The organism is Anaerotruncus sp. AF02-27, from assembly GCF_003465835.1.
Taxonomy (GTDB): domain Bacteria; phylum Bacillota; class Clostridia; order Oscillospirales; family Ruminococcaceae; genus Anaerotruncus; species Anaerotruncus rubiinfantis.
In genome coordinates this window covers 27,298-40,024 of sequence record NZ_QSBX01000006.1, presented here as the reverse complement: position 1 = coordinate 40,024, position 12,727 = coordinate 27,298, and the positions used below count along the sequence as shown (strand labels likewise).

Sequence of the window (12,727 nt, the reverse complement as noted above, 5' to 3'; positions counted from 1 at the left end):
TTAACATTTTGGTCACAAAGTTTACGAAAACTTTTCTGTTGCATTTGTCCTGCCAATTTGCTAGAGTATAGGTATCTGCCGGTCCATTCAAGAATCCCCGGCGCAAAAGGAAGCGGTTTTATTATGCCTCCCATCCAAATTATCCCCGCGTCGGAAACCGATATTGATACAGTCTGCGGGCTTTATAAGGAACTTTTTTCGGCCATGGCTGACCTGCAGCCTGACAGTTTCCGGCACGCGCAGCAGGATCCGGCCTTCCTGCGGGCAGTGATCACCGGGAGCCTTTCCGACCTATTGGTCGCGCGCGACGGCAAAATGGCCGTCGGCTTCGCGCTCCTGCAGGAACAGTCCACCCCGTCTTACGGCTGCCTGGTTCCGCATCGGTACGCCTACCTCATGGACCTGGCCGTCCATACCGCGCGGCGCGGCGAAGGGATCGGCTCCGCGCTCATCGCCGCGTCGGAAAGCTGGGCGCGGCAGCGCGGGCTCGACTATCTCGAACTCAACGTCCTGGAAGAAAATATTCGGGCTGCCAGCCTGTACGAATCCTATGGATTTTCCCCCACCATGCGCGTCATGCGAAAAAAGCTCTGAAAATGGAAAAAAACCGGCGGCAAAAAAGCCGCCGGTTTTTTTGTTTTTCCTCTGTGCCCGGCAGGAACGCATACCCAGAGCGTCCTCAGGCGGAATAATTGCGGCTGGGCAGCCGCAGGGCGCTGACCTGTTTGAGAATCACGTAGAGCAGCGCCGTCTCGATGGGGAGCATGATGATATTTTTCACAATACGCGCCGCAACCAGCGCCACAAACGCGTCGCCATACAGCATCGAAAGCCACAGCGGGGTCAAAAACAGATTGTTGACCACCGTGACCGTCAGCCTGGCCATAAATACCCGGGGAAGGGTGACCCGTTTGCGGTAAAGGAACAGCCCATACAGAAATCCAACGATGAATTCGCTGATCGTAAAGCCAGGGAAAAAGGCTCCGCCGTCATTTCGGGTGAAATATTTGAGGATGTCAACCACCGCGCCGAGCGAGCCGGTCAACACCGGGCCGTAAAGCATCCCGGAAAGCGCAATCGGCAGGAAGGTGAAACTCACCCGCAGGACCTGGCTGAAAAAGATGGTGAACTGGTTCAAGATCACGCTCAGGGCGGACAGCAGCCCGGAGCCAGTGAGCGACCGCAGATTTTTGAGCTCCGCCGCGGAATCACTCACCAGCCGCGGCAGGCCAATGAATTCCGCGGCAAGGTATTTGGATTTTTCCAGCATAAAAAAACCTCCTTTCATGTAACATCGTTTGCTACATGAAAAGAGGGAGATCTCTTTGGATGCAGCAGCGGGATGCGAAGCCAATACCGCAAGGAACCCTTTTCGTCCACCCGGCAACTCCCCGTCCGGGCGGCACTTAACGCACTGGCTTCTACTCTGCTTTGGGTATGCAACCATAATATCATATTTTTTTCAAAATGCAACCCCCGCCAGTAAAATTCACAGACCAGCGGTTCAATGCGCAGCGTGGACCCGCCTTCGCGCTTCGGAAAGGTCGACCGACTGAAGCTTTTCGCGGATCTCCAGGATCGCCTGCGGGGTGACCGAAAGCTCGGTGACGCCAAGGGCCAAAAAGGTCTCAGTCATCCCCGGGTCCGCGGCTGCTTCGCCGCAAATCCCACACCAGATCCCATTTTCGGCCGCAGCTGCGGCTGCCATTTCAACCAGATGCAATACCGCCGGATGACTTGGATCATAAAGCTCCCGCAGGCTGTTGTCCTGCCGGCCCACAGCCAGTGTATACTGGATGAGATCGTTCGTCCCAATGGAAAAGAAATCCGCTTCTCTGGCCAGCTGCCCGCTCAAAAGCGCCGCGGCCGGCGTTTCGATCAGCACACCGACTTCCAGCTTGTCCGAAAAAGGAATCTGCTTTCCGGCAAGTTCCCGCCTGCACGCAGCGAGCATTTCCTTCACCTGCCGCACCTGCGCCACCGACGAAACCATCGGCAGCAGAACCGCAAGGTTCCCATAGGCCGAGGCGCGCAGCAGCGCCCGCAGCTGTGGATACAGCAGGTCGGTCCTCCGCAGCAGGAAACGGATTCCCCTGCATCCAAGCGCGGGGTTTTCCTCCTTTGGCAGACCGAGCATCTCCCCCATTTTTCCAGGGTCCGGGTCAAAGGTGCGTACCACCACCCGGCCGCCGTCCATCCCTTCCGCGACAGCGCGGTAGGCCGCAAACTGCGTCTGCTCGTCCGCGTATCCGGTTTCCTCCCGAAACAGGAATTCGGTGCGCAGAAGGCCAACGCCGTCCGCGTCGTTTTCGAGCGCGGCGCCGAGATCGGCGGTGTGGCCGAGGTTCGCGTCGACTTGGATGGTGATCCCATCCGCAGTCCGGTTGGGTGTGCCCTTATAAAGCTTCAAACGTTCACGCCGCGCCCGGTATTCCGCCTGTTTCTTCGTGTATTCCGCAAGGGTCGTATCATCCGGCGAAAGCACCACCGTCCCGGTGAAACCGTCCACAATGGCAAGCTCCTGTTCACGCACATCGGCGATCTGTTCCCCAAGGCCCACCACCGCTGGGATTTCCATCGTGCGCGCAAGGATCGCGGAATGCGAAATTCCCGATCCGCCGCTTGTCAGATAGGCCAGCGTCCCGGTGTGACCAAGGCGGATGGTTTCACTCGGCAGAAGGTCTCGCGCGGCCACAACCGCCGGGTGCGCGCTGTCCGGGAGCGCGCAGTCACTCTCCCCAGTCAGGGTACGCACAATCCGAACAGTGACATCCTCCATATCCGCGCCGCGGGCCTGCATATACGGATCGTCAAGGCCTTTGAACAGCTCTTCCAGCTGTTCGCCGGCCACCTGTACGGCATATTCCGCCGTATAACCTTCTGTACGAATCAGGCTGGTCACCCGTTCGGTATAGTCACAGTCCTCTATCAGCATCTGATGGATTCCAAAAATCGCGGATTCCTCCGGGCCCACCTGCCCGAGCGCCTTTTTTTCCAGCAGCGCGAGCATCCGCACCGCTTCGCGGCGCGCGGATTCAAACCGGGCGAGCTGTTCCTCCGTATCGGTCACGGTGCGGCGCTGTACCCGATGATTCGCATTGTCAAAAAAGAAGATTCGGCCGATCGCGATTCCGCGCGACGCACCGACGCCTTTTAAAATCCGCATGTCGTTCCTCCTTTTCCCGCCCCAGGAACCCTTGGAATACGTTCCGTCAGAAATTAATCCCTATTATAGACTGCCCTTCACGCCACGTCAACCTCGGACAGGCAGGAATCGGCCCGGAAATCATTTCAATTTCCGGGCCGATTTGTTTTTCCTTTATTCCGCGGGGACAAACCCAGTCAAAACCCAACCCGCGGTACGTTTCTCCAGATCGAGAATCATTTCCCCCGGCCCCGCGATCCGTTCCAGCGCCTCCGCGGAATCCGCAGTCGGCGTGAGAATCAACCGGTAGGCGGCATGAGTATCGCTCGAAAGCTGTGGCTGATACTGCGCTGTAACCGCATCAAACCGCATTCCGGCCCAATTTGCAAAGGCTTCCGCCGCGGACCCATCCCCAACTTCAGCCATTCCGGCCGCATCGCCATCTTTAAGTGCTGTCACAAACGCGTCGCAAGCCTGCTGCGCGGTGGCATAGACCGGTCCCGATACAGGCTTTTCAGTCTCAGGCGCACCGCCCGCCGGGAACATCAGGTTGTCAAAGGCGGCGGCAGTCACGATCTGCCCGCTCACATCGGCATATTCGATCCATACGCGATCCCCTTCCTGGGTCAGGGCAAGTTCATCGCTGAGCACCGCAGGCAGCAGGAAAATACGGTCGGGCGCTTCGGAAAGGATCAGCTTATAGAGCGTCTGTCCTTCGGTAAGCTCCGACGCAAACCGCAGAACCGTCCCGGTCAGCTCCTCTTCCCCGTCGGCTGGAACGACAGCCGTCCCGACGCCCGCGTTCTTAAGCCCCTGCCGGTAGTCGCGCATCGCAAGTTCCATCGTTTCACCGGTACCGACGATCGAATAGTTCTCGACCGAAACAAACGCGTATTGTTTGATGAGACGGCTCGCGTCCTTGAGCGGCATAAAATAGGTCGGCTGCCCGTCAATATTGAGGATCAGCGGGAAATCCGCCCGGTATCCGAGATGCTGCACTTTGCCTTCGGCGGAACCCTGCGCGGCCAGCTCGGTGGCGCCGGGCATCTGGTAGACCAGCGTATCCTTGGTGACCATATCCACCATAAAGAAACCGATAGCGCTGTTGTCCCCGCCCACGCTGGTGAAACCGGTAAACAGATAGCATCGATCGTTGTTATATACGATCATATGCCCCTGCGAAGCGCGGAATTTGTCTTTATCCGCGAAATTGAGCCAGCCGCGTACAAATTCACCCTTATTGTTGATCTGCTGCAGGATAAAGTTTTCCGGCTGCACCCGGTCGACCCATTCCGGGATGTCCGCGATGCTGTATTTGTTCATCTCGCCGGTGGTTGCATTGACGATCCACGCGCCGGTCGCTTCCGGAAGGTTGAAGAACCGTTTATTCCGGTAAGTGGTATAGACCCAATAGGGCTGTCCTTCATCATCCACTTCAAAGGAAGGGTCGGTGATGCCGTCAAACCATGCGCCGCCAAATCGGGTATGCCGTTTGAGGTCATGCAGCAGGTAGTTGTTCGGCTGATATTTGAGCTTATGGGTTTCGATATACTGCACATCGTTGACATCGGTCGCGGATACGAGGATATAACCCGGCGTACCGGAAAGATTGGTCAGCCACTTGAAAACACCCGAATGATAGAGCGGCACCGCCCAGACAAGCTTGCCGTTGATCTTCTGGATGGTCGCGTCATTCGCGCCGATGACCACCTGGCTGCCAAGTCCCGCTCGTTCGCCCAGTTTTTTGTCCGCGAGGATATTTGCAAGTTCCTGATCGACGATCGGCACTTGCGACATATCCACCGCCTGCATTTCGCTGGAAAATTCGACTGGCCGCTCGGTGCCGAGCTGGTCGCGATAGGCTTTCCAGTTGAAAATGAAAGAGGATGCGATGAGCATCACCACAAAGAATATCCACGGCAGCGCCAGCAGGACCTTGGTCCATTTGGGAAATTTGCGGTTCGGCACATAGTTGAACGGACGTGCTTCTTCCCCGTTGCCGGAAAACTGAATGGTGATCTCTCCAAAACGGAACAGCGCCCAGACTCCGATAAAGATCGTGATGACGACCGCCCAGAAAAACGCGCCCTCCGAATAAAAGAACGGGTTCAGGTTCGGCGCCTCCACAAAGATATACACGCCAATCAGCAGGATGATCCCCAGGAAGGTAAACAGCTTGTACTTTTTGAGATTCACTTTGCCACACTCCTAAACCGATCTTAAAATGATAAAAAACGCACTGTGGTATCATTGAGCATCGAGCCGGCAGCGCCGGCGCATCTGCCTGGCCATAAATCGACATAATAACTGCCCTGCGGTTATTATGCCACAAGCGCGAAACGCGCGGTGGGATAATTGGCCATCGGGCAAGGAGCCGGCAGCGCCGGCGCATCTGCCTGGCCATAAATCGATATAATAACCGCCCTGCGGTTATTATATCACAGATTTCTCACATGGAGAAAGTTTTGGCAGAAATTAATAAAAGCTTTACACCTGTTCACAGTTCCGTCATAGAAAACATATCAGTTGAGTGCGACAACCGCACGGTTCAGCGCCGCCGCATAGGCCAGCCATAAGAGATAGGGCGCCATCAGCCATGCGGCGCTTTTCCGGATCATGCCGAAACAGGCTGTTGTAATGACCGTCAACACCAATATGGCGCAAAGCTCCCAAAACGCAATCTGAAAAAGCCCAAATCGGAAAAACAGCGGACTCCACAGGAAATTGAGCGCCAGCTGCACACCATAAAAGGTGAGCGCCTGTATGCGGTTCGCTTCTGGGGCGTCCGATGTCCATATCAGGTAAGCGGCGATCCCAATGAGCAGGTAAAGCACCGGCCAGGCTACGCCGAATACCCAGGACGGCGGCGCAAAGGACGGCAGCGTCAGAGACTGGTAGACGCTTTTCATGTCTTTGGAAAGCAGGCTGCTGAGAAAGCCGCCCAACAACGGAATTGCAATCGAAACCATCAATGGTTTTAAACGGATTGTTGCATTCATATTGGCCACCCTTTCATTCTGAACGGATCTTGTTTAGCTTATGAAAAAAAGCCCTGCGCTATGCGTGAATTTATTGACGCAGGCAGATCCTTCGCGGTATAATAGCCGCAGAGCGGCTATTATACCTTTTTATGCGCAGGACGATCCGCGCCCTTGGCGTTTCCGTCCCGATGCGCAATTATCCCACCGCGCGCTTCGCGCTTGTGGTATAATAGCCCCAGTACGGCTATTATACCCTCTTTATGGACAGGCAGATTCGTCGGCGCGGCCGGTTCCCTGCCCGATGGCCAATTCCATCACCATGTGCTTGTAACAGAATCGCCGTATATGTTAAAAAGACAATCAGAAGCCGGCGTGGACGCGCTGGTTCGGAAGGAGCATCCATCCCCAGCTATGAAAGACCTTTCACAATTACCCAAGCTGTTCGTGTCGTTTTTCAAGATCGGCGCGTTTACCTTCGGCGGCGGCTACGCCATGATCCCACTCATCCAGAGAGAAACTGTGGAAAACCATCACTGGATCACCGACGACGATATCCTTGATATGCTCGCCATCGCGGAATCCACCCCCGGCGTTGTCGCAGTCAACTCAGCCACTTTCGTCGGCTACCGGGTCGCGGGTTTCTGGGGTGCTCTGATCGCCACCTTCGGCGTGGCGCTCCCATCGTTTATTGTCATCTCGATCCTTTCCCTCTTCATCATGGAGTATAAAAAAATCCAATGGCTCAACTGGGTGTTCGATGGCATCCGGGCCGGCGTGGTGGTGCTCATCTTCAACGCTGCCATCAAACTTGGTAAACAGTGCCCGAAAAATGTCTTTGTGGGCGTGGTTATAATGCTTGCCTTTATCGGTGCGGCGGTGTTTAATCTGCCGGTCATCGGTATGCTCATTCTGGCCGCGATCGCGGGCATCGTCCGTGAGGTCCTCCTCTCTAAAAAAGGCGCCGCAAAGGAGGGTGAACAATGAGCATTTTCCCCGCCCTCTTTCTGACCTTTTTTAAAATTGGCCTCTTTACCATCGGTGGCGGCTATGCCATGATCCCGATGATCCAGCAGGACATCCTCTCCCACGGCTGGCTCGCACAGGATCAGCTGATCGATTTTATCGCCATCAGCGAATCCACGCCCGGTCCCTTCGCGGTCAATATCGCAACTTTTGTCGGCATGGAAAAAGGCGGGCTGCTGGGCGCGGCCTACGCAACACTTGGCGTGATTCTGCCGTCTTTCCTCATCCTCCTGCTCATTGCCAAATGGTTCACAAGCTTCCAGGACAACTCCTGTGTCAAAGCCGCTCTCTACGGCCTGCGCCCCGCAGTGGTCGGGCTCATCGGCGCGGCCGCGTTTTCGATCTTCCTCGCGAACGTCATGGGGGTCTCCTCGCTTACCGCCGTCTTTGGACATATGCCCGCGGTGAGCTGGCGGGCGATCCTCATCGTCGTCTTGGTGTTCCTTTTCAGCCGCTGGAAAAAGAAGCTCCACCCCATCTGGCTCATCCTGTTTTCCGGCGCGCTCGGTTTTCTGTTCCATACGCTGCTGCCCATGATTCCTTAGGAGGTTTCGTATTATGAAGAAAAAAGACATCGCGCTAAAAGCAATCGAACTGTTGAAGCAGGAATATCCCGACGCGATCTGTTCGCTTGAATACCGCAAGCCACATGAGCTGCTCATCGCAACCCGGCTGGCGGCCCAATGCACCGACGCACGGGTCAACATCGTCTGCAAAGACCTGTTCGCCAAATATCAGACCATTGAGGATTTTGCAGACGCACAGCTTTCCGATATTGAAAATATGATCCGTTCCTGCGGGTTTTACAAGATCAAGGCCAAAGATATCATCAATATGTGCATCATGCTCCGCGACGTTTACGGCGGTGTGATGCCGGATACGGTCGAGGAGCTCGTAAAGCTCCCCGGTATCGGCCGCAAGACCGCCAACCTCATGGTCGGCGACATCTTCGGGAAGCCCGCCATTGTGGTAGATACCCACTGTATCCGGCTGACCAACCTGCTCGGCCTCACCGAAGGCAAAGATCCGGTGAAAATTGAGGATCAGCTGCGCAAAATCCTCCCGCCGGAGGAATCGAACGACTTTTGCCACCGGCTGGTGCTGCATGGCCGCGCGGTCTGCGTGGCGCGGCGGCCGCAGTGCGACAAATGCGTTCTGAACGTCTGTTGCAAGCACTACAAGGATACCTATAAGCTCAAATAAGAAAGAGGCCCGCGCGCGGGCCTCTTTCTTATTTTCTGATCAGCGCTTTAACAGCATCTGCAAATCCTCACGTGTGAAAGAATACTTTTTGTCACAGAAATGGCATTCCACCTCGGTTACATCCTGTTCGTCCGCGAGCTTTTCCAGCTCCTCGCGGCCGATACTCAGAAGCGCCCGTTCCACCCGCTGCTTCGAGCAGTTACAGCGGTAAACCGGCTCGGCCTCGTCGAGCACCTGTGGTTCAAACCCCGCGAACACCGTTTGGATAACGTCCCAAGGCGTCATCCCGGAATCGATCATCGCAGTGATCGGCTGGACATTTTGCAGGTTCTCTTCAACGCGGCCAATCACCGCGTCGTCCGCGCCGGGCAGCAGCTGGATCAGGTATCCGCCCGCCGCCCGCACCGAAAGATCCGGGTTCACCAGAACGCCAAGCGCGCAGACGGTCGGCGTCTGTTCGCTTACGGCAAAGTAGCTGGTGATATCCTCCGCGATCTCGCCCGAAACCAGCGGAACCGAGCCGATCGACGGTTCCGGCAGGCCCACGTCCTTGATGACCGAAAGGGTTCCGTCAGTGCCGACCGCGCCCGCCACGTCAAGCTTTCCGTAACGGTTGAGCGGGATCTCGACAATCGGATTGGCGACATAGCCGCGCGGGTTCCCCAGACTGTCCGAAACAGCGATGAGCGACCCGGCGGGGCCGCTGCCCGCCACCCGGATGGTGACGCTGTCGGTTTCGTTTTTCAGCATCTGCCCCATGATCGAAGCAGCTGTGACCAGCCGTCCGAGCGCCGCCGTAACGGTCGCGCTCGGACGATGGATTCGTTCGAGTTCCGCCACGATATCGGTGGAATCGATCGCGGTGCAGACTGCCGAGCCGTCCGCCGCGATCGTACGTATCAGTTTTCCCATAGCTTAAATTCCTTCTGTTTCTTTTTTGCGCGCCACATAGACCGCGCGCTGAGTCGTTTCTCCCACCGGGCCGGTGGTATCTCCCGCGTACACCGCAAGCAGCTCATATCCGGTGCGGGACAGCACGTCCAGAATCTGCGCATGCGTAAAAGCCCGTTCGCAGAAGCTTTCGCTCTGCCGGGTATAGGTTTTCCCCTCACGCACGAAAAAGTCAAGCGAGATCCGGGTGCGAAGCGCCTTGTCGGTGGTGTTCTGCCACACGCAGTAAAGATCGTCCAAATCATAGACAAAGGTGTTCTGGCCCAGCACCTCCCGGTGCTTATATTCGGTATTCACATCGAACAGGAAGAGCCCTCCCGGCGCAGTAAAGAGGGACACCCTGGCAAATGCCCGTTCAAGCGCTGCCGTATCCGGCAGGTGGTTGAGGCTGTCGAGCGCGCAGACCGCAACGTCGATTGTTCCAAACAGGTCAAGCGCATCGAACTTCTGGCAAAGATAAAGGACCGGCCTGTCCCCCTGCTTGGACACAGCTTCAGACAGCATATCCGCGCTGCCGTCCACACCGATCACATCGTAACCCAAAGCGGCAAGCTCGACCGTAAGGCTGCCTGTCCCGCACCCAAGGTCGAGCAGGATCGTCTCGCCGGTCACCTCGATATGCTGCCTGATCAAGCGGTCAAAATATTCCGCGCGCCGTTTATAATCGATCTCCCCGGTGAGGCGGTCGTAATAAGCGGCAAAAACGCTGTAGGGCATCAGTCACGCACCCGTTCAAATACAACCTTGTAACCGTCACTGCCGTAGTTGAGCGAACGGTTTACACGGCTGATGGTCGCGGTGGACGCACCGGTTTTCGCCACAATATCGCTGTAAACGCGGCCTTCCGAAAGCATCCGGGCCACTTCGAGCCGCTGAGAGAGCGCTTTGAGTTCCGGAACGGTGCACAGATCCTCAAAAAAGTTATAGCATTCCTCCATCGTTTCCAGCGAAAGGATTGCTTTAAACAGGTAATCCACGTTCATGTCTTTCAGTTTTGTGTTCATGAAAAACCGCCTCCAAAAATGAAATGTTCATTGTATTTGATTTTATCATTTTAGAGCGCGAAAGTAAAGGCTTTTGTGTGCGAAAGCGCAACATTTTTTATTGCTTAGCAATCAAAAATTGGCCATGCGGCTCTGCCGCGGCCATTTTAAATTTTTATGCGCCAGCCAAAGGCCGATATGTAAAAAAGCAGCCGCAAAACGGCTATTTTATTGCTTCGCGGGATCATCCTCCAAAAGGTAGCGGAGCATCCGCTCGGGATTGTTAAGGAAGGCTTTTGTGAGCTGATAATGTTCTGTTTGTTCGTACGGCATAGTGGTGATGCCTTCCGCGCTGAGTTCCAGGATCTGCGCCTTTGGGCAGGCAAGCAGGATCGGTGAATGGGTCGCGATAAGAAGCTGCGAACCGTCCTCCGCGAGCGAAACGATCCGCGCGAGCAGAGCCATCTGCCGTGACGGCGAAAGAGCGGCTTCCGGTTCATCGAGAATATAGAGCCCGTTCCCGCCGAAGCGGTTCATCACCAGAGACAGGAAGCTCTCCCCGTGGCTCTGTCCGTGCAGCGATCTGCCGCCGTAGCTGTCGATAAGTTTGGGGGAAAGGCCCGGCGCGCGGTCAAGTTCATCGATGTAGCTCGCGACATTGTAGAAACTCTCGGCCCGCAGAAAGAACCCGTCCCTCGGACGCACCGGCCCGCGCCAGATACGCAAATTTTTGCAGAGCGCCGAATGCGAATCCGCTGTGGAAAACGCAAAATTGCGGCTGCCACCCTCGGGGTTAAAACCCCAGACGACCGCCAGCGCTTCGAGCAAAGTCGATTTTCCCGTTCCATTCTCCCCGACAAAAAAAGTCACCCGCTGTGTAAAATCAATCCCACCCTGCCGGAGAAGGTTTTTCACCAGCGGGAGCTTTTCGAGATAGCCGCTCTCTGAAAGCGGCCCGTCCAGAAAAATCCTGCGGATATAAAGGTCGTTCATCCCGGCCCCTCCCAAAAGCGGGCCGGACGCATCCGCGTCCGGCCCGCCGAAGCGTTTCAGCCTGTTTACAGCATATCGTTGCGGACAATATCCTCCAGCGTCTCACGCTTTACCACAACCCGCGCCTCACCGTCTTTGAGCATAACGACCGGCGGCTTGGGAATGCGATTATAATTTGACGCCATCGAATAGTTATAAGCGCCGGTCGCGAGCACCGCGATGATATCCCCGACCCGCACATCCTGCAGCGGCATGTTCTCTCCAATCAGGTCGCCGCTCTCACAGCACTTGCCCGCAATGGTAACCGTATGGGTCTTTGGCTGGGAAGCCTTGTTCGCGACGAGTGCTTCATATTCGGACTTATAAAGGGCATAGCGCGGATTGTCCCCCATGCCGCCGTCGATCGAAACATAGGTGCGGACGTTTGGAATCTCCTTGATTGCGCCGACCGTGTAAAGAGTGATGCCTGCCGGGCCGGCGATCGAACGGCCTGGTTCGATGACGATGAACGGGGTTTTAAACGAACGCGCCGCGCAGGCTTTTTTGACGGTTTCGGAAACACGCTGCATGTATTGGTCGTAGGCGACCGGATCATGCTCCGGCAGATATTTGATGCCGAATCCCCCGCCCAGGTCGAGCATCTCCAGCTCCAGCCCTGTTTCGGCCTTCACATCGGCCATGAAGCTGATCATCACCTCAGCGGCATGTTCAAACGGCTCGATATCGAAAATCTGCGAACCAATATGGCAGTGCATCCCCAGAAGATGCACGCCCTTCATCCCAGCAGCCTCTTTGACAGCCTGCATTGCCTCGCCTGTTTCCAGAGCGAAGCCAAACTTGCTGTCGATCTGCCCGGTGCGGACAAAATCGTGGGTATGCGCATCAATGCCGGGCTTAATGCGGAAAAGGATCTTTGCCATTTTTCCCTGGCTGACAGCCAGCTGGTTCAAAAGCTCCAGCTCGGTCAGGTTATCCACCACGATCTGGCCCACGCCGTATTCGATCGCAGCCTGCAGTTCCTGCACCGTCTTATTATTTCCGTGGAAAAAAATCCGTTCGGCGGGGAATCCCACGCTTTGCGCGGTATAAAGCTCCCCAATGGAAACGACGTCCAAGCCGAGCTGCTCCTCCATTGCGACTTTGCAGACCGCTTTGCAGCAGAATGCCTTGCTCGCGTAGGTCACAAGCCCACGGCCGCCGTAATATTTGTTGATCGACTCGCGATAGCTCTCGCAGGCACGGCGGATCTCATTTTCATCCATCACGTAGAGCGGCGTCCCATAGGTCTGCGCAAGCTCAACTGTGTCGCGCCCGCCGATGGTCAGGTGTCCAAGGGAATTGACTCCCAGGCAGTCAGAAACAAACATTGTCATCCATCCTTTTGTGTGTATATCTAACCGGCTGCTCGAATGACTCCTTTGGCATCCGCGCATCGCGTTATACTGTGG

The 12,727-nt window shown here is 56.0% G+C and carries 13 protein-coding genes and 1 riboswitch; of the genes, 4 read left to right on the top strand and 9 right to left on the bottom strand.

Features of this window, described 5'->3' with window-relative positions; all coding sequences use genetic code 11:
• Positions 1–123 precede the first annotated feature (123 nt).
• Positions 124–594, top strand: coding sequence for a GNAT family N-acetyltransferase (locus DWV16_RS06830; protein ID WP_243007281.1), 471 nt, complete (start codon positions 124–126; stop codon positions 592–594).
• An 85-nt stretch (positions 595–679) separates the two neighbouring features.
• Here DWV16_RS06830 and DWV16_RS06825 read toward each other — a convergent pair whose 3' ends face one another.
• The 4 genes from DWV16_RS06825 to DWV16_RS06810 all read right to left on the bottom strand — a co-directional run bounded on the left by DWV16_RS06825 (position 680) and on the right by DWV16_RS06810 (position 6,144).
• Complete coding sequence (locus tag DWV16_RS06825; RefSeq protein ID WP_066459893.1) at positions 680–1,270, bottom strand: folate family ECF transporter S component; 591 nt, start codon at positions 1,268–1,270, stop codon at positions 680–682.
• A gap of 63 nt (positions 1,271–1,333) precedes the next feature.
• A riboswitch (THF riboswitch) is annotated at positions 1,334–1,431 on the bottom strand.
• A gap of 73 nt (positions 1,432–1,504) precedes the next feature.
• Complete coding sequence (ptsP, locus tag DWV16_RS06820) at positions 1,505–3,166, bottom strand: phosphoenolpyruvate--protein phosphotransferase (RefSeq protein ID WP_118478399.1); 1,662 nt, start codon at positions 3,164–3,166, stop codon at positions 1,505–1,507.
• 153 nt (positions 3,167–3,319) lie between these two features.
• The gene (locus DWV16_RS06815; RefSeq protein WP_187116746.1) at positions 3,320–5,341 is read right to left on the bottom strand and encodes a hypothetical protein; all 2,022 of its coding nucleotides are present in this window, start codon (positions 5,339–5,341) and stop codon (positions 3,320–3,322) included.
• Between the two features lie 326 nt (positions 5,342–5,667).
• Complete coding sequence (locus DWV16_RS06810) at positions 5,668–6,144, bottom strand: TspO/MBR family protein (protein WP_118478397.1); 477 nt, start codon at positions 6,142–6,144, stop codon at positions 5,668–5,670.
• Between the two features lie 327 nt (positions 6,145–6,471).
• Between DWV16_RS06810 and DWV16_RS06805 the strand changes: the two genes are divergently transcribed.
• From DWV16_RS06805 to nth, 3 genes are read left to right on the top strand one after another with little or no spacing between them, the layout of a single operon-like run.
• Positions 6,472–7,110: a chromate transporter gene (locus tag DWV16_RS06805; RefSeq protein WP_242863695.1), complete on the top strand. Its 639-nt coding sequence runs from the start codon at positions 6,472–6,474 to the stop codon at positions 7,108–7,110.
• Positions 7,107–7,694: a chromate transporter gene (locus DWV16_RS06800; protein ID WP_118478395.1), complete on the top strand. Its 588-nt coding sequence runs from the start codon at positions 7,107–7,109 to the stop codon at positions 7,692–7,694. Before DWV16_RS06805 ends, DWV16_RS06800 begins: the two co-directional genes overlap by 4 nt.
• A 13-nt stretch (positions 7,695–7,707) precedes the next feature.
• The gene (gene nth, locus DWV16_RS06795) at positions 7,708–8,352 is read left to right on the top strand and encodes an endonuclease III (protein WP_066459902.1); all 645 of its coding nucleotides are present in this window, start codon (positions 7,708–7,710) and stop codon (positions 8,350–8,352) included.
• Between the two features lie 39 nt (positions 8,353–8,391).
• Here the strand turns inward: nth and hslO are convergent, their stop codons facing one another.
• The 5 genes from hslO to lysA form a co-directional block, all read right to left on the bottom strand.
• Positions 8,392–9,264: an Hsp33 family molecular chaperone HslO gene (hslO, locus tag DWV16_RS06790; protein WP_066459904.1), complete on the bottom strand. Its 873-nt coding sequence runs from the start codon at positions 9,262–9,264 to the stop codon at positions 8,392–8,394.
• 3 nt (positions 9,265–9,267) lie between these two features.
• Complete coding sequence (locus DWV16_RS06785; protein ID WP_243007280.1) at positions 9,268–10,020, bottom strand: class I SAM-dependent methyltransferase; 753 nt, start codon at positions 10,018–10,020, stop codon at positions 9,268–9,270.
• A complete protein-coding gene (locus tag DWV16_RS06780; protein WP_066459908.1) occupies positions 10,020–10,307 on the bottom strand; it encodes a YerC/YecD family TrpR-related protein in 288 nt (95 codons plus the stop codon). The genes DWV16_RS06785 and DWV16_RS06780 overlap by 1 nt, the downstream gene beginning before the upstream one ends.
• 207 nt (positions 10,308–10,514) lie before the next feature.
• Positions 10,515–11,279, bottom strand: a complete 765-nt coding sequence (locus DWV16_RS06775) for an AAA family ATPase (protein ID WP_066459910.1) — start codon at positions 11,277–11,279, stop codon at positions 10,515–10,517.
• A 65-nt stretch (positions 11,280–11,344) separates the two neighbouring features.
• On the bottom strand, positions 11,345–12,646 hold the full coding sequence (gene lysA / locus DWV16_RS06770) for a diaminopimelate decarboxylase (protein ID WP_118478391.1): 1,302 nt from the start codon (positions 12,644–12,646) through the stop codon (positions 11,345–11,347).
• Positions 12,647–12,727 lie beyond the last annotated feature (81 nt).